Raw genomic sequence first — 22,598 nt, forward strand, 5'->3', positions numbered from 1 at the left:
TATTAGCGTAACCTTCTCCTTTCTGTCTGGTCATACCAGTTATGTTGTTCATTAAAACATTAAATTTTTAATGCGTAAATAGAAAAATTTTGTCGATTAAGCTCGATAATTCACTGTTAAATAAAAATATGTCCCGAAAAAAATTATATAAATATAGTTATTCGTAAATTTCATTTCTGTAATTGGAATGATTACAAATTAATGTGTATACGGTTAAAAATAACTATTTTAGCTCAACCAAGAAATTTTATTTTAGAAAAAATACTTATAGAATAATATAATAGGTCTTTTTATACTTTTTTACCTTTATTTACTTATGTATAATTGCATAAAATGTAGATATATTTAGTAATATATGTTATATTGTTGATTTTTCACAAAAAAATCCTAATATCATTATTAATAAATATCTAATATGAAGATATTAGTCTATAAACTTATCTTCGTTATAAACATAGGTTTTAAATTACAAAAAAGCTGCAAAGCTTCCTTGGAACACTTTGCAGCCTTCTGTATTTTTATTCCCTTTTGCAAAATAACGGTTAGTGTATTTTTTCAAATTAACAATATGGTACAAAGATTTCCATTGAGCTTTTGCTCACATATGTGTTTATAAAGTCTTCAAGAGCTATTTGTTTGAGCTGACATCAGACTAGTTTATCTGATTCAGAACTATACCGATAAAGTGCAACTTTAATCAGTGGGGGTTTTGTTCATCCCCACTGATTATTAGCCCACACCAATCGGGCTTTTACGGGCAGCCCGCCCCCCACCTAACTTCTTTGCTTTCGCTGAATTTTTAGATGGAGATCTTACTGCCCGGCAAATAGCGGGATAAATTCAGCACATGATTGTTATTAAAAAAATAGATATACTTTGTTTCTCCATTATTTTTCTAACTCCTAAAAATTGAAACTGTTCCGCTAACAAGATAATATCTGGTTAATCTCATACGTCTATTTGAATACAAGTTCTTTTTCTAGACAAATCACAAACTCTTCCTAGAGTAATAAGTCCAGTATTTTCATCTTTTGGGATACTTACACCCATGTTTAAGTCTTTACATTGGAGACAGCAAATAACAAGCTTATATTATTGTATATTTTTCACGGTACTGCCTAGGAGTCATGCTAGTGATTTTTTTGAAAACTCTTATAAAATAACTTTGGTCATTAAAGTTAAGCCAAGCACAGATATCTGATAACGAATAAGTAGTGAGGGTTAATAATTTCTTTGCTTCTTCCACTCGTTCCCTTTGAATATATTCGCTTAAAGTAATTCCCATTTCTTTTTTAAATAGTTTAGACAGATAAGTAGGCGTAATTTCTAAATGATTAGCAAGTTCATTCAGAGATATTCCATCGTAAACATTTTTATTAATATGTTTTATACATGTAGTAACCGCGTAAGAATACTTTTTTGCATTGTATTCTTTCACACGATCTGCAAAGGTACGTAAAGCGTCCCCTGATAATCGCTTTACAGATTCTACATTATCTAATTGTTCTAGGGTTTGTATATATAAAATACTATGGGCAAAAGCAATATCTGGTGGCAGATTTCCTTCTATTGCATATCGAGTGGCTAAGGTAATCGCAATAATTCCAAGGTTTTTTTGATTCCTGAGCGGATCCTCTACTAGCATAAGTTCAACATCTTCTTGCGAAACCGCATACATATACTGTATTAACTTTTTTTTATTTCCTTCTTTGATAGTCGAAAAGAAATCATTTACTAATGCCATATTGTGCGTTTTAGGTTTGTTTTGTCGACGTTTTAAAATATATAAATCAGGTTTCACATTTTTATTAGGAGTTTCCTCTAGTACTTTATTTTTTTCCAAGACAATATCTACATCTAACTTTTCATTGAAAATCATGTAATGTAATAAAATTCCCATATCAATTAATGTAGTTTTTTTAATCTCAGATAAACACTGATAATAGGCAAGTCTTTCTTGAATGTTATCATTTGATTTAAATTCTTTCTGAAATTTTATGATCATATCATCTGAATCTTTTGAATGTATAGTAGGACCGATTATAATAGTCCCTTTAATATCATCATGATTTTCTATATGAATTAGAACAAAATTTTCAAGATAGTTGTTACTTCGGAAAAGTGGCAAGTTAAAGGGATCGTTTTCTTGATAAATATCACTAAGATGTTCTTCTTTTGAAGAATAAAAAGGACTACAAACATTATCAGATGTAGAATGATATAAAATTTTTCTGTCTGTAGACAAAATATGCACAGGGGCATTAAATGCTTTATGTGCAAGATCACACAAGTGTTGTATATCGATGAAAGTATTCATTACATTCTCCTTTATAGATCCATAAAATATATTCTGTTATAAATAATTCACGACAAATAATACTATAAAATATCAAATTAGTACAATTCACAACAAAATATTACTATATCTTTTTTATAAAAATCATATATTATTTAATTGTAGTTAGCATCTAAATATCAGAGTAGATAAGTAAAGGAAATACACTAAGTTCTTTTCTTAATTCTACAAGATATATTATTGAACTTGAGAAAACAGTGAAGTACTACAAAATACAGTGGTAGTCAATGCGAGGACCAAGCTGGAAAAAGATTTAAAATAAAGCGAAAGTAAAAAGAGGTACTGTACCACCGCAAGAAACAACAGTCAAAGTTCCAATTCAATCATTTATACAAATTGAATTCAAAAAATAAATACTGCTAATTTAAATGTGAAACTGAAAAACTATTTTGCTCCAAATTTTAGAAAAAGATAATAAAGAAGTTGTGAAATTGGAAACAGATGAAAGCGATACGGCTATTTTTGAAGCACTATACTTTGAAAAGTACAAGGTGGAGGAAATTCAAGTACTCAATTAAACATTTAATTGAGAGAAAGGTCTTTTCATCAACTAAAAATAAAAAACGAATGGAATATTCAAAAAAATGACACTATATTACTGGTCGTAACAATAGTTTTACTTTCCACAAAAGAGGAAAAAATATATAGACTTTACAAATACTAAGAATAGCAAACTAGATAGTTTTATTACCGCATCACATAAAGTGAAACTTTAATCAGTGGGGGTTTTGTTCATCCCCACTGATTATTAGCCCTCACCAATCGGGCTTTTACGGGCAGCCCGCCCCCCACCTAACTTCTTTGCTTCCGCTGAATTTTGAGGTGGAGGTCTTACTGCCCGGCAAATAGCGGGATAAACTTATTATTAATTTCCAAATACAATAGTTGTTAATCAACAAAAAAACTTCAATAATTAAGGTGCACAGTAAATTGACCTCAAAACAGTAATTACTACAGTATCAGTTTTTACTTATTCTATAAAAAAGAAATATCACTTAATAATTATTACTTTATATCAATTTAGACATAAAACATTTTATTATATCGGCTTAAGTATTATGAAATTAAAATTGCAAATAACACCAAAACTCTTTTAAAGGATCATACATCGTTCATATCAGGTTTATTATCTTTTGATACCTATGTCATTAACACAACTAAAAAAGTTTATTACAAAGGAATCTGAGAGGTTTTTTCAATTCCGAAATTTATTTTTTTGTAAATTAAAGGAAAAATAATCCATATATATATACGGATTATTTTCTTAGTGTACTCTGTATTGACCTGTTAACTGTTTTTCAGCCATTCGAACTAAGCGTTTTGTAATCTCTCCACCGATCCGAACCATTTGCAGATGATGTGATGTATCAGGTCCCAGTGTGACTCCTAGTTCAAAAGCAATTTCATACTTCATTTGCTCAATAGTACTTGTAGTAGCAGAAATAAGAATTTCATTTGTATTACTTTCGCATCTTTGAATATTTATAAATAACATGTACCTAATTATGCTATTTATGCATGAGCAACCTAATTTATTCCAGTATTTTTATAGGAACCCTTTCCCTCCCCTTATTCCACCAATTAAATTTGAAACACAAATGTACATTGCATTTCAATATAACAATAAAAGCTACAAAAGCAACGAATTTACTATTTTAAAGTTAAGTGTTTAACCTTGAAGTACTTAAATTCTTTTTTCCAGATAAAGCATACATTATATCTTGATGTTTTATTGTCCTCTTATAATTATGTGGTATCGGGAATTTATTTCGGTGTTCTTTTATTATAATTAAAGTTTGAAGTTCTATGTTCAATACTTTTGCGAGGACATGATAGTTATATCCATTGTTTAACAGAGAAATTATGTCATAAAACATAGTTTTTCCACCCACTAATTTTACTAATTTATTCTTTAACTCATCCCCTTTTTCTTTAGCTTCATCAATTTCTAACAACATAGATTTTTTATTTGTCTGCTTAATGTATTGAGTATACAACTCTGGGAATTCTTTTTGTACTTCTTTGTTTAATACTGGTTTATATTTAATCATATAAGTAACTTGTAACAATGAGCGTTTTAACAAACTATCTTCAATGAGATACGCTACTTTATTAAATAAATGTACATATTCCTCAATATTGGAATAACTATTAAAATGAGCTAATACTCTACTTTTTATACTAAAAGCCTTGCCTACATAAATAATATTGTCATTATAATCTTTAATGAAATAAATACCACTGTCAGATTTTTTCAATTTATTATCCAATTCTTCTATACTCATAAAATGCAATTCACTCATACTTCTCTCTCCTTAGCAGTTTTAAATCGTAAAAAACAAGCAAGGTTTCTAAAAAAGTACTTAGCTGCTCTAGCATCTCTTATTTTATCTCTTGCTAAATGTCAAAAAACTGTTTCTATGTTCCTCAACTATCAATATGATTATTAATAAAATTTTCTATCGTTATTATCTCGCAATTTTATCATGTAATTTCGAGATCGTTTCCTCATTTAAATTACTGTGTTTTATCGAATAAAGGAAATATATTACTACCCCAATAGTAATCCAAATACTAAAGTACACCCATGTCCTTAACGGTAAATTTAGCATTAAAAACAAACAGCATACAATTGCAACGCATGGTAATACAGGTACAAAAGGTACCATAAATCCACGTTTTAAATTTGGGTGTGATTTACGTAGAATAATAACTGATAGACACACTAACGCAAACGTCACCAAACTACCGATATTAACTAAATTAACTAATTCTTTCAAATCAATAAACCCAGCTATTATAGAGCTCCCTATTCCTGCCAATCCAGTTATAAAAGTGGGTGCTCCAGTTTTCTTATTAACTTTCGCAAATGATTTCGGTAACAATCCATCACGACTCATTGCAAAGAATACTCGTGTTGCCGCATACATATTGGAAAAAATAACAGCCATAAGGCCAATTACAGCACCTGCAGCAATTGCACCAGCGACTTTTCCTTGTCCTACAACTTCCATTACATAAGCCATTGCCTCAGGAACATTTAATTCTTTATAGGAAACCATTCCTGTCATAACAAGGCATACCATAACATAAATAATTGTACATATGATTAATGATGCAATAATACCGATCGGAAGATTACGTTTCGGGTCTTTTACTTCTTCTGCTGAAGTTGCTAATATATCAAATCCCGTAAAAGCGAATAAAATAGCTGCTCCACCCGTAAAAACTCCACTTAAACCGTATGGTGCAATTGGTATCCAGTTCATTGGTTTTACATAGAATATACCAACCGTAATAAACAACAAAATCATTCCAATTTTAATCAATACCATTGTATTATTGATTCGTTTGCTTTCCCTCGTACCACGGGATAACATCCATGCTAATATCAATGTAATGATTACTGCTGGTAGATTCACAATACCACCATGCGAAGGAATCGTTACTAGAGCTTTAGGTATCTCTAATCCAAATCCCTTTATTAAATTGTGGAAATAGCCTGTCCATCCAGCAGCGACAGCCGCTGTTGCCACGATATATATTAATAGCAATGACCAACCTACTAGATGAGCAACAAACTCACCAATTGTTGCATATGAGTACGTATATACACTACCAGACGCCGGGAGTGTAGAAGCAATTTCCGCGTAACATAATGCTATAAATCCACATATAATTGCCGCAAGTATAAATGAAAAAACAACTGCTGGACCAGCATTTCTTGCTGCTACTAATCCAGTTAACACAAGAACACCCGTTCCAACTATCGAGCCTACCCCTAACATAATTAAATCAAATGCTCCTAATGTTTTCGTTAAAATCTTGCTTTGATTATGCTCTAACAATTGTGTAACGGATTTTTTTTTTAGTAAATTACTCATATTTTCTGTATCCCCTTTAAAATAAGGTTTATTCTTCTCGTTAGTGTTGTATATAAATTTACTTAGTTATTAACTAGCCTCATAATATTTCTTTTACATTAAATAGATTTAAAATATTATATAAATTCGCTTCTCACTTACTAGTTAAACTAGACATTTCCATAGATTTTTGCGTACAACGTTTCATAGCTGAAATGATAGCTGTTCTTAAACCTTTTTCTTCTAGCGTTACTACAGCCTCTATCGTCGTTCCACCTGGAGAACAAACCATATCCTTCAATTCACCTGGATGTATTCCTGTTTCCAATACCATTTTTGCAGAACCTAATACAGCCTGAGCCGCAAATTTATAAGCTTGTTTTCTCGGCATACCGCTAAGTACAGCAGCATCTGCCATGGCTTCTATAAACATATACACATATGCTGGAGAAGAACCACTAATAGATGTAACAACATCCATTAGTTTTTCATTTATGACCTCCGTCTGGCCGAAAATATTAAATATGTTCAGTACCTCTTTTATATCTTTTTCTGTAACCATTTCATTAAAACATAACGCAGACATTCCTTCTCCAACAAGTGCCGGTGTATTAGGCATTACTCTAACAACTTTTAACTTTCTACCAAATTCATTCTCAGTGCTCTTAATACTTTTTCCTGCAGCAATAGTTACAACGATTACATCATTTTTTATTTGATCTTTTATTTGGTTAATTACCGATGAGTATAAATCTGGTTTGATTGATAAAATTAAAATGTCAGCGCTGTTAGCGACTTCATTGTTGTTAGTAGTTATAGTTATGCCATATTCATTACTAGCATTTTTTAAATTAATGACATTTAAATCTGAACAAATTATTTGATCTGGAGAAACTATATTTTTTTTAATCATCCCACCTATCATAGCAATACCCATGTTTCCACATCCGATGAATCCTATCTGTTTATTCATAATAATTTGCTCTTACTCCTTCTACTCTAAATTTTATTGATTTTGAAATTATTATTCTAAATAAGGGCTATTACAATTACTTGGTTTATCAATAGAATTTCAAAATTCTCCTTCCTATAATGAGTTATGTTTTCGTATTTCGTTTACAAGCATGCATTAAAAAAATGAAGAGACTTTCTATTCATAGAACTATTAAAAACGAGAGTAAAATGGTGATAATTTTTATGAATTAATAATCTTTAACTATTCAACATTTTAAATAGAGCTTACACATCCCTCTAATAATTACTTATTTTAACAATTTATAGTTAAGCTTAAGAAAATGTATTTAAATTCCAAATAATTATCCCCATAGATAGTATGAAACAAAGTAATGCAGGAATTGCCATTAAAATAGATTGTTTTGCTCGAAACATATGAGCATGAATAGCTCCGACCATGAGAACTGCTATTAATGTATTTGCTCCTAGCGCTAAGTATTGATTCCAAATACCACCGATTATACCTATTGCTCCAACAATTTCAACAAAACCAATTATAGACATAAACCATAATGAATATTGATATTGTTGCCAATGTTCTACCTGAAAAGATATACGGAAAATTTTTATGAATCCCCCTACTACAATAAAAATTGCTAAAACTACCTGAAGAACAATCATCTTTTAAACTCGCTCCTTTTAAAATTTTGTTAATTTTCATACTTCACAAGGAATAAATATATGCGTTTTACCAATATCAGAAAGGGAGGTATACATAATTTAACTTTTTATACGCTAAGAACTAAGTAGATAACCTTTACTACATAATATTTTCTTAAGAAAAATATTTATTTTAATATATTTGTCTCTTTTGTTAACCTGAATAGATTGTTTTTAATTTCAGACATGCTGATATTTTTTCTTGAAACACCGGTTTCTACTGCAGCACGTGCGACAGCATATGCTACATGTGGCACCACCCTAGGATCAAACGGATTTGGAATGACATAGTTGACATGAAGCTCTTCTTCTGAAATTAAATCAGCTATTGCATAAACAGCTGCTAGCTTCATTTCTTCATTAATTTCTTTTGCTTGTACATCTAAGGCTCCACGAAAAACTCCAGGGAAAGCTAATACATTATTTACTTGATTAGGAAAGTCAGAACGTCCTGTACCAACTACTAGTGCTCCTGCTATTTTTGCTTTATTAGGCATAATTTCAGGTGTAGGGTTAGCCAAGGCAAAAATAATAGGATTATGATTCATAGAACGAACCATATCCTCATCAACTACACCTGCAGCTGATACGCCAATAAATACATCAGCATCAATAAGGGCCTCTGCTAATCTTCCCCGCTTATGTTCTATATTTGTAATACGAGCTATTTCTTCTTTAAGCGCATTCATTCCAATAGGTCGCTGTTCATATACTATCCCTTTTGTGTCACACAAAATAATATTTTTCACATGCATATGGAGTAACAACTTAACAATGGCTATCCCAGCAGCACCAGCGCCATTTACAACGATTTGAACATCTTCAATTTTTTTATTTGTTAACTTAAGTGCATTAATTAGGCCAGCAATCGTTACAATAGCTGTACCGTGTTGATCATCATGGAAAACAGGAATATCACAAGATTTTCTTAGGCGCTCCTCAATTTCAAAGCATTGAGGTGCTGCAATATCTTCTAAGTTTATCCCACCAAAATTTGGTTCTAATAATTTAACAACCTCAACAATCTTATCCGGATTATTAGTGTTTAAACAAATAGGAAAAGCATCGATCTCAGCAAATGATTTGAAAAGTAAAGCTTTTCCCTCCATCACTGGCATAGCTGCTTTAGGTCCAATATTCCCAAGACCTAATACTGCAGTTCCATCAGATATAATTCCAACTAGATTCCCTTTCATTGTATAATCATATACTTTGCTTTCATCTTTATAAATCTCTAAGCATGGCTCAGCAACACCTGGTGAGTAAGCGAGACTTAAATCTGTTGAATTTTGTACTTTAACTTTAGAATAAACACCAATCTTCCCCTGTTTTTCTTTATGCATTTTTAATGCTTCATGTCGTAAAGGTGACATATAATTTCGCTCCTATAATTAAGTTAAGAGTTCATTAACTCTATCTTAAACTTGATATTGTATGATATAAGTAAGACTTCTAATATAATCATTATTTATTTTTATAACCTTTTAACATATCTTTTGCATAACGATTGGGGTATAAAGTATTTAACATATTGTATGGACTTCCCTTCCAATATCTTCTTAATGGTGTCCATAACTTATGTTTAATTAACCATCTTTGTGTGTAAATAGATAGTAATTGCCCCTCTGTTAGTTTTTCCTTTTCTTCAATAGTCCACTTCAGCGCCTCTAATGCTTTTTTTTCAGTCCAAAATCCGGTAGGTGTGAATTTATATTCCCATTCTTTATTTTGACCAGGATATAAGTCATTGATCATGGCGTACGGACTGTTATTCCAGAATATTTGACAAGGAGAAATTAAATTATGAATAGTAAGCCATTTTACACTGTAAACTTGTAATAATTGAAAAGAAGTTAATTTTTCTTTTTCTTCAATAGTCCACCTTAATGCTACCAATGCTTTTTCTTTAGTCCAAAAATTGTTAGGAGTCATACTAAATTCCCACTCTTTAAATTTATTAGGATATAAAGAATTTATCATTGCATAAGGACTACCATTCCAATACATAACTAATGGTGCACTGAGTTTATTTTTCTCTAACCATTTTTTACTATAGAATTTGAGTAGTTCTACTTTACTTAGCTTTTCTTTTTCTTCAACAGTCCATTTTAATGCTTCAAGAGCTTTTTCTTTAGTCCAAAAATTTAATGGTGCCATACCAAACTCCCACTCTTTAAATCTATTGGGATATAAGTCGTCAATCATCTTATAGGGACTATTATCATAACTATGTTTGAGCGCGCCGAGTAATCGATATTTTATAATTAAAGGCGTATTCCATTTTTGTTTAATATCCTCTTCATTCCATTTTAAAATTGTTTCAATTAAATATTTTGTGACCCTTTTAGATAGCTCTCTATTGCTATCTTCTTTCCATGTATTCGGTGGAAACCTACTTCTTTTACCGTCTAATATTTCTTGATAGATTTCTTCTATTTGCACTGCTTTCGCTTGCACTTCAAACTCCCTCCTATTCAAGACATATAGCGATTCCTCTTTCCTAACGTTAAATAACACGCCAATAGTAACTATTGTGATTTACTTTTATAACGCAAAAGAAATGTATAGGGTAAAATCATTTCTTTAATCTATAATAAGAAGGACATAAAAAAACAAAAAGTTACAAAAATTTTCAAATTAAAACTTTTATAACTTTTTGTTTTGATGTAAATATAATTTCAATTAATGTATCTCACCGTTTTAAACTTGACGCTCCATAATCTTGTATAGTTACATTTATATGATATTTAATCGGTACTTTACTAAATGTTTGATCCCAATCTTTTTTGACTTTCTCCCATGTTCTCGGGTGTTTAATTCTTAATTGGTTGCCAAAACCCGCAATATCGACTTGGTATTCTTTTTGTATTTTTTTTGTAACATGATGTACTAAGTGCTTTACTTCTTTTTCAATAGCTTTTTCTTCCCTTTTTAAAAATTCATTTTCAAAATCTTTTCCTGATTGCATCCAATTTTCAGACAAACGCCCTTCTGATTCAATGTTTACATCAAAGGAAATATTATTTCCGTTAACATGTGGTATGATTTTGCTTTTTATTGACTTTATCTCGTATATAATGAGTTTCTTTGATTCTTTATCAAAAGTTTTTACCACACCACCATTCCTTTTTCCGTTTATCCATACTACTCCTTCCAATTCCTGTTCATTTAAAAAGCCCATCAACTTTTTTGTCTTCCCTTTAATTACAGCAGCTCCTGCAAATTTTGTTTCTCCTTTTATCGAGATTACATTTTGCAAAAGAAAACTGGACCCTGACCGCATCTTTCCTTCCAATTTAGCGAGCGATACAGGAGGTAAAATCCTTGTTGTTCTATTTCTATTATCTGCAATTCCAGACAAACGAAATGCTGGGATTTCTCCTTTTTTGTTTGATTCCAGTACCTCCTTCGCTAGACCCTTGCTAATTAAGAGCATACAGCTAAGCCGAACTTCATTGTCACGGAGATACTGTTCAAGTAATTGTTCTAAACTGAATGTACGTACAAGACTATCACTAATAACAATGTTTTTTAAATGTGGGCTGAACATTGTGCTCTCTCTTTTCAATGAAAACTCACGAACAATTTGATGAATGGAATCACCGGTCTCAGAAACATTTATATAACGTTTTTGTTGTCCATTTCCTTTACTTTGTGCTTGCGAACTAACAATTTGATAAGTAGCTGTTATAAGATTTCTTTTAGGATAACCTCCTTCCTCATCCTCTTTCTCAATTGTTGAATCCTTCCCTTTATCTAGTGCTATACCTGCAGTTAAACTCAACTCTTCTACTTCTTTACTGCTCCAACATCCTGTTAAAAATAGAAGCAAAAGCGTCCATAACAAAGCCAAATAGAACCGCATATAATTAAATTTATTTTTCACACTACTCCTCCTTTTAATCGCGTAATAATAAGAAGAAGCAGTGGCAGTAAACCAAATAAAAATAAAGCAGCATTACCGAGCATATCCCCCAATTTAAGCAAGTCATTTATATTTTTCGAAGTCATAGCAATGATGTAAATGATTGGAATCAAAGCAAAAATAAACGGATGAATTCTCTTTTTAAAGAGTTGTGCTAATCCTAATGCAGCTGCATAATAACTAATCGTATAGGTAGCAAATATTTGCATAATCCATATTACAAGCAATAAAGATTCAAAACGTTCAAATATCAATCCAGAAATTTCAAAACTGCGCATAAGATCAATTGTCGGCCATGTTCTTGTTACAACCCCATCAATTGATAATGCACCAATGACTATTACAACTGTTATTACATAAAAGATTAACGGAATTGAAATTCCAACTAAAATAGCTTTTACTGCTTTCTTTCGTTGTTCCATAAACACCAAAAGAATCAACATAATTTCAGGACCTGTATATGCGAGAGAGGTTGTTTTTATCCCATCTAACACTGGTTTAATTCCTAAACCTAATACGGGACGGAGATTATCTATCTCGAATATTCCGATACTCATAAAGGAAATGAGTAAAAAAATAAAAAAAGTAATAGGAAATATTATTTCAAACATCCGTGCAATTGAATTAATACCACTCATAATCAAATAGAGACCTATCCACATAAAAGGCATAACAATAGCCCATGTGGGGGTTCCTTCCAGCAAAAAAAAGCTTATTACTTCTGCCATTGAACGAATTTGAAAGGCTGAAGTTGTAAGAAAATACCCTATAATAAGAAAACTAAGCAACCTGCCTATCCATTTCCCTACAATATCTTGACTATATTGATAAAATGTTTTATCTGGAAACTGTTGACTTAATTTGACCATAATTACTCCTGAAACCATTGCGAGTATCCCACCTAATATCACACTTAGCCATACATCTGGTGTTTTCACTTTTTCTACAGATGCTCTGGGCAGAGTGAGAATTCCTGTCCCAAGTATGTAATTTACAATAATAACAACTGCTTGTGAAGTTGTTATTCGGTCTTTAGGTTTCGTAATCACTGAAGGCCACTTCCTTTCGTCATCAGCTACCTTTTGCGGATATTTTTTTTGGTATGCATTATTTTCGGTCTACGTCTCATTATTTTTAATGGCATGCGAACCATAAAATCTTTCCAGTCACTGAATCGATATGGAACAGCAGGGCTGGTATAAGGAACGCCAAAACTTTTCAGTTTCACTAAATGACTGCAAAGTAAAAGAAAGAAGAGAATAACTCCATACAAGCCAAATATCGCAGCACAAAACATAGCTATAAAACGAAGAATGCGTAACGTAATTCCCACACTATATTGCGGAATAGTAAAAGAAGAAATAGCTGTTACCGCAACAACGATAACCATTATTGGACTAACAATTCCTGCTTCTACGGCAGCCTGACCAATTATTAAACCGCCCACAATTCCCATTGCAGGTCCAATTGGTTTAGGCAGACGTAAACCTGCTTCCCGCAAAACTTCGATAGCTACTTCCATAATTAACGCTTCTATTAAAGCGGGAAAAGGAACTCCTTCTCGCGATCCGATAATAGAAATAGCGAGCTTAGTGGGAATTAATCCTGGATGAAATGAAATAAAAGAAATATACAGTGCTGGAGCAAATAATGAAACAAAAGCTGTCATGAAGCGTAATAAACGGAGAAGCGTACCAGGAAGCCACCTTTCATAATAATCTTCTGGTGATTGCAGCAGCATACTAAATGTAACTGGAGCAATTAAAACAAATGGTGTTCCATCTAACAAAATAGCTACTCGACCTTCCATTAAAGCACTAATAACACGATCAGGTCGTTCTGTATTTTGAATCTGCGGAAAAGGACTGAGATAATTATCTTCAATAAGTTGCTCTATATAACCAGATTCGAGTACACTGTCTATGTCAATTTTCTGAATTCTGTTTTTTATTTCATCCACCAATTCTGTACTAGCAAGATCTTTAATAAATGCGACAACTAACTCTTTCTTTGCACGTTCTCCTACTGGTAGCTTTACTAATGATAAGTTCTCATCCGCACAGTGTCGTCGCAAAAGTGAGGTATTATCACTTAATACTTCAGTAAAACCGACCCGTGGCCCTCTGACTAATGCCTCCGATACTGGTTCTTCAATATTTCGTTTATTTGCTTTTGTTGTACCAAGAATAAACACATCTGCTAAACCATCAATTAAAAGAGCTGTTGAACCTATCAATACTTTGGGTATTAAATCTTTTATGTAATGGACTTCTGCTACTTCACTAATTGTAAGAACTTTATTTTTAATATATTCTTTTGAAACAGTCCCCTCCACATAAGAAGATTCATTTTTATATTCATCAGAAAAATCATCCATTAGTAATTTCATAATATGTTTGTCAATTATCTCTTTATCTGATAGACCATCAACAAAAACGATCCCAGCCTGAATGTCTGTGCGTCCAATATTAAACTTCCGAAAGCGAACATCAGAATTATGTCCGATTTGTTGCTTTATAAGTTCTAAGTTAGAGGCAAAATCATTTGTGAAATGAACGTTTGCATTTTGAGATGGTTTATGCTCTTGTTTCGTTTTACTTTGAATATTATTTTTTTTCACTTGTTTGTCTCTTGACTTCCACCAACTCATTCTTCCCACTCTTTCTCTGACATACGAACCCAATGAAAAAATCTTGAGATAGTATACGGAATTAAAAACAAGATAAAAGCTTGTACAAAGACTTTCCAATCTGGAAGATAAGAAGTAATTATGTTCCACATTTTTATCACCCAATTTATATACTCTGCTAGGATTGAGATTTCTAAAAAACGATATGTACTTAATAAAAAATAACGATAAGATTAAAGAGCAGAAAAGCGAGACATTATGCTTATTTAGTACAAATAACCTAGTTAGTATAAAAACATTTCTGACCTAAAATACCATTTCCAATTATAATTTGTTAAATATTATCTCCTTTTCCCTTATTTATATGCCTGCATTTGAATTTCAAATAATATAAGTATTAATGATATTTCCTCTTAAAGAAAAAAGATGCTAGAAGATAGCATCTTTTTTTAAATTCAACTTACTATGTATTTATATTTTATTGTGGAAATACTCGTTTTTTTAAATGAATATTAATGTGTAAAAAATACATATTCTTTTGTTTTAAGTTAGTACATTTCTACCGAATCGATACGGAATTTTCTGATTTTAAAACCAATATGAAATAAAGGAAAATCCTCTCTTAGAAAAACTATATAAAACCAATAACATGAAAACAATTATCAATCTATTAATCGAAAATAATAATTAGCAAGCATTTATCATCTTAATTCCAGGTGTATTCGTTTTGCTTCAAAATAAAGAACTTGAATAAATTTTTTCGTATCAATACGAGCAGGTAATGTTGGTTCATTATTCAATTCTGTCATCTTTCTCCTTACGGTAGTAAAATCAAAAAATCTAGAAGCATAATTTTCGAACTTCGGGTTTAAAAAATCAGTAAGTCCAAGGGATGCTAAATGGTTTAATGATTGATAAATTGCTCTCCGAATCCGTTGTTTGGAAGCTTCTATGAACCTTTTTAATTCGGCATCTTCAGCTGAATCCCCAAGTTTTTTTTGAGCCAAATTCATAAAAATCTCTTTTAGTGAGGGAAAGCCTTGTTCCAACGTGTTATCTTGTTCATATTTATATAAATAATCTAGCATATCCATTAAATCTTTACTTCCACTTTCACTGGCTATTCCTAATTCAGACAAAAGAAAATGAATGGAATTTTGAAAATGATTAAAAGTATTTAAATGTTTTTCATTACGGTATTTTTCTTGCGCACTTGAATTACTATCCAATTTTAGTACCATATTAAGCGATTCTTGAATGTTTTTTATCGATTTTTCCAAACGAATTCGTTCAATGACTTTCCGAACAACTGTTAATACTTCAATCCGGTTAATTGGCTTAATAATATAGTATTCAACACCAAGCGAATAAGCTTCAGCAATTAATTCTTTTGATTCTACTTGAGAGACCATGATGATTTTCCCTTTAAACGAAGGTTTTATTTGACGGATTGTTTTTATTCCATCTTGAATCGGCATTAACAAATCGATAAATAAAATGTCTATATTTTTAAGGATTAGCATTTGTTGCTCTAAAGATAAACCATCCTCAGCTTCTCCTATAACCTCCCCAAGATCTTCATCCTCGATAATTTGAGCCAACATTGAGCGAACCGCTTTTTCATCATCTACTATATAAAAATACATAGAATCACCCTTTCGAAATTATATGATCAATCCCTAATCTAATTATAAAAATTGATCCTTTTCCTTCGGTTCTGTCCTCAAGCGTAACATCACCTTCAAGTTGTTCGACCATTTCTTTAACATACGATAATCCGATACCTGTCGATGGGTTGCCTAAATCATCATATTTAGAAGTAAACCCAGGCTCAAAAATTGAATCTTTATATTTTGAAGAAATACCAGGACCGTTATCGCCTATTTGAAATTCAACAAAATGGTGGTCTTTATTAATGTCAATTGTGATGGTTCCCATACCTTGGATAGCTTCTACAGCGTTTGTAACGATATTATTTATAATAGATAAGATTGTGTAAATATGATAATGAGGATGCACACCATCAATTTTATACAAAAATTGGATGTCTTTCTCTAGCAAGCGTGCATATTTCGTATTTGCCCGTATAATGATATTTACTAGTTCATGTACAGACATATAATCTGTAAAACTTTCATCAGAAATTAGTTTTGAAAGTCCCGCAAAAATACGTTGGTTATCCTTTTTAACGTCATGGACCTCACCAGCAATTTGTAATGCCTGTTGCCTTAAATCCCCAAACTGAAAATCCATCTGTTTGTGCTCAAAAGAGTCTAAGGTTTTATATAAATCATAGGATTTTTTTGTTATATTCTCAGCATCTTGTAATGTTTTTTTTAAATGAACAGCATCTTCATATAAATTAGAGATAAGCATGAGCATGTGTTCATTTTGTTTCTTTATGTGTCTCTCCCTTGATTGCGCTTCATACAATTTCATCATATTGAAAAAGCTTAGAACTATAAAACTATGGGAACATGCGATAACAATGATCTCATTTATTGCCTCGGATGTGATTGATGTTTTTAATACAAAATATTGAATCATTAATTCCACACAGTCTGACAGTATTTCAATCATGCAACCAATAAAACCAATCATTAGTGGTTGATGATAAAAACGTTTGATTTTTGCTAAATGAAAGAGATACGAATAAGTAAAATAAAAGAAAAAACTAGGATAGTGAGTATGAAAAGCGGCTAGCCAATCCATATTTCCCTTTATAATGACATCCATTGAGATACGAAATACTACCACGACTATCGCTGTTAAAAAACCCGGTAAAAATGCTGGAATTCGTCGAAACAATAACAAAAAAAAGAAAAATGTTGGTGCGCCAAAGCTCATTCTAAATGTTTCATTTAAAGGAAATGACTTTATTTCACCTACTAAGGGTACTGTAAGTATCATTAAAACGAGAATATAGATGTCTTTTTTTACTAAATTACTAAGATTCAAAATAATCACTTCTCACTTTCGCCTAACAGTCAGTATACAAACCTATTTGCATTAATACAATACTTACTCTATTTTTTTCAAAAACTGATAAATAAGATATAAACGAAAGCATTATAGATTGTGAGTATTCATTACACCCTTCTACTTTAGAAAGATACTTTATAACTCAAAAATGTTCAGACACAATATAAGGTCTGAACACTTTTGGACTCGCTCTAACACCAAAATATCTGTGCTCCTTTTTAAAATATACTTAAATCCCATTCTTTTGCAATATGTTCTAACAACATAATTCCTGGTAAACTATTCCCATATTCATCAATGGCTGGTCCGTAAATACCAATACCACATCCATCTTGGAACGATAAATCCTTCCTAGATTTTGAGGGAACAAGTGTCATAATTCCACCGGATACCCCACTCTTAGCTGGTAATCCAATGAAAGCAGCAAATTTTCCAGAAGCATTGTACATTCCACAAGTTAGCATTAAAGCTTTTGTTAACCTAGCTACTTCTTTAGGGAGCACTTGTTCTTTGCGAATAGGATGATATCCATCATGTGCTAGTATAAGCCCTATTAAGGCAATATCTTCTGTATTTATTTCAATCGAACATTGTTTTAGGTAAACCTCTAGTGTCTCCTCCACATCTGATTCTAGAAAACCATTCTCCTTTAAATAGTATGCTAATGCTCTATTACGATGAGCCGTTTCCCATTCTGATTGAAATACTATTTCATTAATAACGGGACGCTTCTCTATCATTTTTTCAATTAATACGTATAGAGATTCTAATTTTTCTTGCACCGATGTCCCTGGCAAAAGTGAAGCTATCGTAATCGCTCCAGCATTAATCATAGGATTAAAAGGTTTTCCTGGTTTATGTATCTCTAAACGAATAATTGAATTAAAGGCATCTCCAGTTGGCTCTACGTCAACTCGTTCTAATACATAAGAAATACCGCGACTTAAACAAGCGGCTATAAAACCGATTACTTTTGATATACTTTGTAATGTGAAAGGTATCTCCCAATCTCCTGATTTTATCATTGTTCCATCTGGCTTTACTATACAAATACCTAACTGCGATACATTTATTTCCCCCAGAGCGGGAATATAACTGGCGCTTCGTCCCTTAGCTGCATACGCTCGATAATGAGCTACCCATTGATCTAAGCAAACTTTTTCTTGCCCCTCAACTTGAACGCTAGAATCCTTTATCATTTAATCATATTCCCCCGTACTATTAACTTTATATAGAATGATTTTTTCTTTACTATAATCAATAATATTTGCACTAGAACCAAGAAAAATATTCAGACATATTGCAGTCTGAATATCCTTCTTATTACACACTTTTCTTTTTTGAAGTTTTCTCATAACTATCCCAACATTCAATATTTTCAAGCCCTTTAATGTTTTCTTTATAAAAAATAGGATCTTTACCAGCTTTTTTCTGGTTTATATAATCTTGTAACGCCGCAAATGCTACTTTTGAAAGTAAGGTAATAGCAATTAAATTAATAATAACCATAAAGCCCATAAATAAGTCCGCTAAATCCCATACAATTTGAATCTTTGCAACAGAACCAAATACAATCATAGCCAACACACTTATTCTGTATATCATTAACCACACTTTACTTGTATGTAAAAAGCGAATATTTGTTTCACCATAATAATAGTTGCCAATTAACGCACCAAATCCAAATAAAAAAACAAAGATAGCAAGACAACCCGATGCCCAAGGACCTATGTGTTCACTTAATGCTGCTTGTGTAAGTGCAATACCATTTAACCCCGGTTGTTTATATGCATCAGACAGCAAAATAATAAAGGCAGTGCTAGTACAAATGATTAGTGTATCCGTTAATACACCAAATGCTTGAATCAGTCCTTGTTTCACCGGATGACTTGTTGTTGCTGTTGCGGCAACGTTTGGTGCACTTCCCATACCAGCTTCATTTGAGAATAAACCGCGTTTAACTCCATTCATAAGTGCTGCACCAATTGAACCGCCTGCTATTTGTTTAAAACCAAATGCGTTTTGAACAATAAGAGAAAGAACTTCCGGCATTTTTGATATGTTGGTAACTACAACAAATAATGCAACTCCAATGTATAATACTGCTAAAAATACCACCTTGTATTCAGCCATTTTTGCAATACGTTGTACACCACCAAAAATAATCGCAGCGAAAGCAATGGCCATGATTATCCCAACTGTTAGACGATCTGTACCAAATGAGTTTTGAAAAGCAATTGTAACTGTATTTGATTGTACTGAATTGAATACAAGACCAAAAGTAATTGTGATTAAAATAGAGAATAATACTCCCATCCAACGTTTATTCAACCCTTTTTCCATATAATAGGATGGACCACCGCGGAAACCAGTTTTATCTTTTACTTTATATATCTGTGCTAATGTGCTTTCGACAAAACTGGAGGCCGAGCTAATAATAGAAATAATCCACATCCAAAATACAGCTCCAGGACCACCTAATGCAATTGCAATCGCAATTCCTGTAATATTCCCTGTTCCAACGCGGGCTGCCATACCAATACAAAACGCTTGAAAAGGAGAGATTTGATCTTTAGAACCACTTTTCCCCTCCATTAATACACGGACCATCTCTTTTAACATTCGAAACTGTACAAAATTCAATTTAAATGTAAAATAAATTCCGCAAATAACAAGCATAATAATTAACAATTTAGACCATAAAAAATCATTTGTTGATCCGACTAACTCTACAAAAAACCTTTCCATATCATCACTCCATGCCAAAATTTTTATATCATAATCTATATAAAATCACCTATATTTCCTGGTATAAATACCTCTTTCATATTCAAATACAACAAGGATAAAAGTTTTCTATATTAATAGGATTGACCTGTTAAGCAAACATCACAACATGTAACTGTAAAGCTGAAATTTTGAAGAACTTAACGTTTATACACCCGTTGCTCTATTCCCTTCTGTAAAACTAATATTCTTATCCACTAATGTTGTTGTACTATTATGTTTGTTTCGTTTACCGGTGATTTACATTTAAATCCTAAAATCAATAGTGATTAACTGGTTATTTGTTAATTTTCTCAAGAACATGAAAGTATCTCCTTTCTCACTACTAATCTCAAAAATAGGCTAGATAAAAAATTTATAGAAAAACTATGAAGCGCTTTCAATCTTCAACTAAGAGAAGCTTGTCTTTAATTTATAATTAAAAGTACAGAATGTTACGAAAAAGTACAGATTTTTATAAAAACAAAAAATTTTTTAAGATTTTTCATCTAAAAAAACAGTGAGATTTTGTGAATTTTATACAGTATCCAAACGTCGCAGATGCTGTTCTACCTAACCTTTGACAAGCCTCTATTTTCTTCATATAAACATGCATACTTTTTCTCTTTTAGAAGTTCATATAAATTATTTGAAATCAAGAATCAACGGAATATTATAGGAATATTTAAAAAATAAAACATTTAATTTATTTATGGTATCATACAAAAAACATTTGTTTTCTCAATTAATCCCCCTAGCTGGATTCGTCTATATTGCACATATTTACAACATGAAAGACACTAAGAAAAAAAGGATTTTGTTGAAGGGATGAAACATTACAAAACTCTTATTTAGGACCTTATGTCATCCTCTTTTCTAGCAATATCGAGTTATCCCAAAAACGTATATTTACTAACATAAATTACAGGTGGTGTATTGTGAAAGAAATAGTATTTGTTCAAAATAAAAAAAGACTCCTTATGAAATTCGAATTTTTTAAAAAGGATTTAGTACTTACCATTTCACTGATACTAGCAATTGTCAGTTGCTTAATACATTCGCCAAAGATCGAATATATTAACTTTGAAGTGTTAATTAGTTTATTTAATCTGATGGTAGCCATTAAGGCCTTGGAACAGCTAAAGATATTAGACAAACTTGCCGTTGTGATTTTAAATAAATGCAATAACAGCAGGTCAATATCTATTATTCTAATTTTGTTATGCTTTATTTGCTCCATGTTTGTAACAAATGATGTTGCTCTCCTCACTTTTGTACCAATAACACTTGTCATTAGTAAAAAAACACAAATGAACATGATGGATACAATCATCCTGCAGACAATTGCAGCAAACATCGGTAGTAGCTTGATGCCTATGGGAAACCCACAAAATTTATACCTATATTCTTACTATGGAATTAAGCTCATCCCATTTTTAGGTTCAATTCTGCTTTTAGCTGTACTTGGAATTAGTTTATTATTTATATTTACTCAAAAACTTCAAAAAACAGATTTGAAAATAGAACTACCTGTTATTACCGTGAAAAATCGAAAAAAAGCTACCGTCTGGATTTTGATACTTATCACTATCATTGCATCTATTTTTGGTGTCATTAATTATTACATTGCGCTAATAGTCACACTGATAGCAGCATTTACGTTAGATAGAAACTTACTATTTAAGATCGATTACTTTCTTCTAATAACCTTTGTCTGTTTTTTTATTTTTATCGGAAACATTTCCCATTCCGATGCACTGGGGACATTTGCTCGCGCTAATTTAAGAGGAGATACTTCAGTCTTCTTTAGTTCCATATTTTTGAGTCAATTGATTAGCAATTTTCCTACTTCAATTCTTCTATCAAACTTTACTTCTGATTGGAAAGCTTTATTACTAGGAGTAAATATTGGAGGACTTGGAACAATTATCGCATCTTTAGCCAGTGTAATCTCCTATAAACTATTCATTCAGGCCAACGTTAAAGAGAGTAAGGCATATTTAATTAAATTTAGCATTTACAACTTTTCATTTTTAATCATACTTACATGTATACAATACTTTATCTTTAAATTTCTAAAAATTTTTTAAAAAATTGATTCCTTTAGAAAAACCCAAATTTCTCAATTTAATGCTGAGATATTTGGGTTTTAATATAGGTATGTTTAAAGAGCTACAACAAAGTTACCATCAATTTAATATTTTGAGATGTTCTCACAGTGAAAATCTTTTAGCTTTTACGTTGTTTATTAGATTTCAGTTCATTTTTGAAGTCTTCTTCACAAAATCCTTAATGTCCCTCAATTTTTTCCCGCTAATATTATCTTTAATGGTTGAATCTATTTCAATTTCTAATTTTGCAAATGCTCCTCCTACACAATTATAGATACTTAATCCCTCTATA

Annotated in this window: 17 protein-coding genes and 1 pseudogene; 2 read left to right on the forward strand and 16 right to left on the reverse strand. The window is 31.6% G+C overall.

Going from position 1 to position 22,598, the window contains the following annotated elements; genetic code table 11:
* Positions 1-1,087 precede the first annotated feature (1,087 nt).
* Positions 1,088-2,317 carry a helix-turn-helix domain-containing protein gene (locus tag NST86_RS15635; protein ID WP_086423422.1) on the reverse strand — a complete coding sequence of 410 codons (1,230 nt, stop codon included), beginning with the start codon at positions 2,315-2,317 and terminating at the stop codon, positions 1,088-1,090.
* Positions 2,318-2,745: 428 nt separating this feature from the next.
* Here NST86_RS15635 and NST86_RS15640 point away from each other — a divergent pair, with 428 nt between their 5' ends.
* Positions 2,746-2,874 (forward strand): peptidase, encoded by a 129-nt coding sequence (locus NST86_RS15640; protein WP_033694041.1) that lies wholly within the window; start codon positions 2,746-2,748, stop codon positions 2,872-2,874.
* Between the two features lie 746 nt (positions 2,875-3,620).
* Here NST86_RS15640 and NST86_RS15645 read toward each other — a convergent pair.
* The 14 genes from NST86_RS15645 to NST86_RS15710 form a co-directional block, all read right to left on the reverse strand.
* Positions 3,621-3,851, reverse strand: a complete 231-nt coding sequence (locus NST86_RS15645) for an alpha/beta-type small acid-soluble spore protein (protein ID WP_000897397.1) — start codon at positions 3,849-3,851, stop codon at positions 3,621-3,623.
* Positions 3,852-4,017: 166 nt separating this feature from the next.
* Positions 4,018-4,659 (reverse strand): excinuclease ABC subunit C, encoded by a 642-nt coding sequence (locus NST86_RS15650; RefSeq protein WP_001292158.1) that lies wholly within the window; start codon positions 4,657-4,659, stop codon positions 4,018-4,020.
* Between the two features lie 165 nt (positions 4,660-4,824).
* Complete coding sequence (locus NST86_RS15655; protein WP_016118203.1) at positions 4,825-6,240, reverse strand: amino acid permease; 1,416 nt, start codon at positions 6,238-6,240, stop codon at positions 4,825-4,827.
* Positions 6,241-6,373: 133 nt separating this feature from the next.
* Positions 6,374-7,192 (reverse strand): pyrroline-5-carboxylate reductase, encoded by an 819-nt coding sequence (gene proC, locus NST86_RS15660; protein ID WP_001041294.1) that lies wholly within the window; start codon positions 7,190-7,192, stop codon positions 6,374-6,376.
* A 314-nt stretch (positions 7,193-7,506) separates the two neighbouring features.
* Positions 7,507-7,854, reverse strand: a complete 348-nt coding sequence (locus NST86_RS15665) for a DoxX family protein (protein ID WP_000636507.1) — start codon at positions 7,852-7,854, stop codon at positions 7,507-7,509.
* A gap of 167 nt (positions 7,855-8,021) precedes the next feature.
* On the reverse strand, positions 8,022-9,266 hold the full coding sequence (locus NST86_RS15670) for an NAD(P)-dependent malic enzyme (protein WP_016118205.1): 1,245 nt from the start codon (positions 9,264-9,266) through the stop codon (positions 8,022-8,024).
* 91 nt (positions 9,267-9,357) lie between these two features.
* Entirely contained in the window at positions 9,358-10,350 is a 993-nt protein-coding gene (locus tag NST86_RS15675; RefSeq protein ID WP_061664325.1) for a DUF4046 domain-containing protein, read from the reverse strand.
* A gap of 235 nt (positions 10,351-10,585) precedes the next feature.
* A complete protein-coding gene (locus NST86_RS15680; RefSeq protein ID WP_000790799.1) occupies positions 10,586-11,779 on the reverse strand; it encodes a Ger(x)C family spore germination protein in 1,194 nt (397 codons plus the stop codon).
* A complete protein-coding gene (locus NST86_RS15685; protein WP_016118207.1) occupies positions 11,776-12,867 on the reverse strand; it encodes a spore germination protein in 1,092 nt (363 codons plus the stop codon). Before NST86_RS15685 ends, NST86_RS15680 begins: the two co-directional genes overlap by 4 nt.
* Positions 12,868-12,893: 26 nt before the next feature.
* Complete coding sequence (locus tag NST86_RS15690; RefSeq protein ID WP_000119228.1) at positions 12,894-14,468, reverse strand: spore germination protein; 1,575 nt, start codon at positions 14,466-14,468, stop codon at positions 12,894-12,896.
* A 680-nt stretch (positions 14,469-15,148) separates the two neighbouring features.
* The gene (locus NST86_RS15695; RefSeq protein WP_000274074.1) at positions 15,149-16,093 is read right to left on the reverse strand and encodes a response regulator; all 945 of its coding nucleotides are present in this window, start codon (positions 16,091-16,093) and stop codon (positions 15,149-15,151) included.
* Positions 16,094-16,097: 4 nt separating this feature from the next.
* Positions 16,098-17,414, reverse strand: coding sequence for a sensor histidine kinase (locus NST86_RS15700; protein WP_000584792.1), 1,317 nt, complete (start codon positions 17,412-17,414; stop codon positions 16,098-16,100).
* A 233-nt stretch (positions 17,415-17,647) separates the two neighbouring features.
* The gene (glsA, locus tag NST86_RS15705; RefSeq protein ID WP_000588650.1) at positions 17,648-18,628 is read right to left on the reverse strand and encodes a glutaminase GlsA; all 981 of its coding nucleotides are present in this window, start codon (positions 18,626-18,628) and stop codon (positions 17,648-17,650) included.
* Positions 18,629-18,752: 124 nt separating this feature from the next.
* Positions 18,753-20,177: an alanine/glycine:cation symporter family protein gene (locus NST86_RS15710; RefSeq protein WP_000439283.1), complete on the reverse strand. Its 1,425-nt coding sequence runs from the start codon at positions 20,175-20,177 to the stop codon at positions 18,753-18,755.
* Between the two features lie 956 nt (positions 20,178-21,133).
* On the opposite strand from NST86_RS15710, the gene NST86_RS15715 reads away from it, so the two are divergent.
* Positions 21,134-22,285 (forward strand): anion transporter, encoded by a 1,152-nt coding sequence (locus NST86_RS15715; RefSeq protein WP_016118209.1) that lies wholly within the window; start codon positions 21,134-21,136, stop codon positions 22,283-22,285.
* Positions 22,286-22,450: 165 nt separating this feature from the next.
* Here the strand turns inward: NST86_RS15715 and NST86_RS15720 are convergent.
* Positions 22,451-22,549 (reverse strand): annotated as a pseudogene (locus NST86_RS15720) (cytochrome P450); the annotation flags it as partial.
* Positions 22,550-22,598: the final 49 nt, after the last annotated feature.

Origin of the sequence: Bacillus sp. FSL L8-0199 (assembly GCF_038005705.1) — a bacterium.
In the GTDB taxonomy this organism is placed as follows: Bacteria; Bacillota; Bacilli; order Bacillales; family Bacillaceae_G; genus Bacillus_A; species Bacillus_A cereus.

Bases quoted from the DNA above. Each gene is read 5' to 3' on its own strand.
- NST86_RS15645 (WP_000897397.1), bottom strand. From the start codon at position 3,851: ATGTTATTTATAAATATTCAAAGATGCGAAAGTAATACAAATGAAATT.
- NST86_RS15690 (WP_000119228.1), bottom strand. From the start codon at position 14,468: ATGAGTTGGTGGAAGTCAAGAGACAAACAAGTGAAAAAAAATAATATT.
- proC (WP_001041294.1), bottom strand. From the start codon at position 7,192: ATGAATAAACAGATAGGATTCATCGGATGTGGAAACATGGGTATTGCT.
- glsA (WP_000588650.1), bottom strand. From the start codon at position 18,628: ATGATAAAGGATTCTAGCGTTCAAGTTGAGGGGCAAGAAAAAGTTTGC.
- NST86_RS15655 (WP_016118203.1), bottom strand. From the start codon at position 6,240: ATGAGTAATTTACTAAAAAAAAAATCCGTTACACAATTGTTAGAGCAT.
- NST86_RS15650 (WP_001292158.1), bottom strand. From the start codon at position 4,659: ATGAGTGAATTGCATTTTATGAGTATAGAAGAATTGGATAATAAATTG.
- NST86_RS15710 (WP_000439283.1), bottom strand. From the start codon at position 20,177: ATGGAAAGGTTTTTTGTAGAGTTAGTCGGATCAACAAATGATTTTTTA.
- NST86_RS15635 (WP_086423422.1), bottom strand. From the start codon at position 2,317: ATGAATACTTTCATCGATATACAACACTTGTGTGATCTTGCACATAAA.
- NST86_RS15670 (WP_016118205.1), bottom strand. From the start codon at position 9,266: ATGTCACCTTTACGACATGAAGCATTAAAAATGCATAAAGAAAAACAG.
- NST86_RS15695 (WP_000274074.1), bottom strand. From the start codon at position 16,093: ATGTATTTTTATATAGTAGATGATGAAAAAGCGGTTCGCTCAATGTTG.
- NST86_RS15665 (WP_000636507.1), bottom strand. From the start codon at position 7,854: ATGATTGTTCTTCAGGTAGTTTTAGCAATTTTTATTGTAGTAGGGGGA.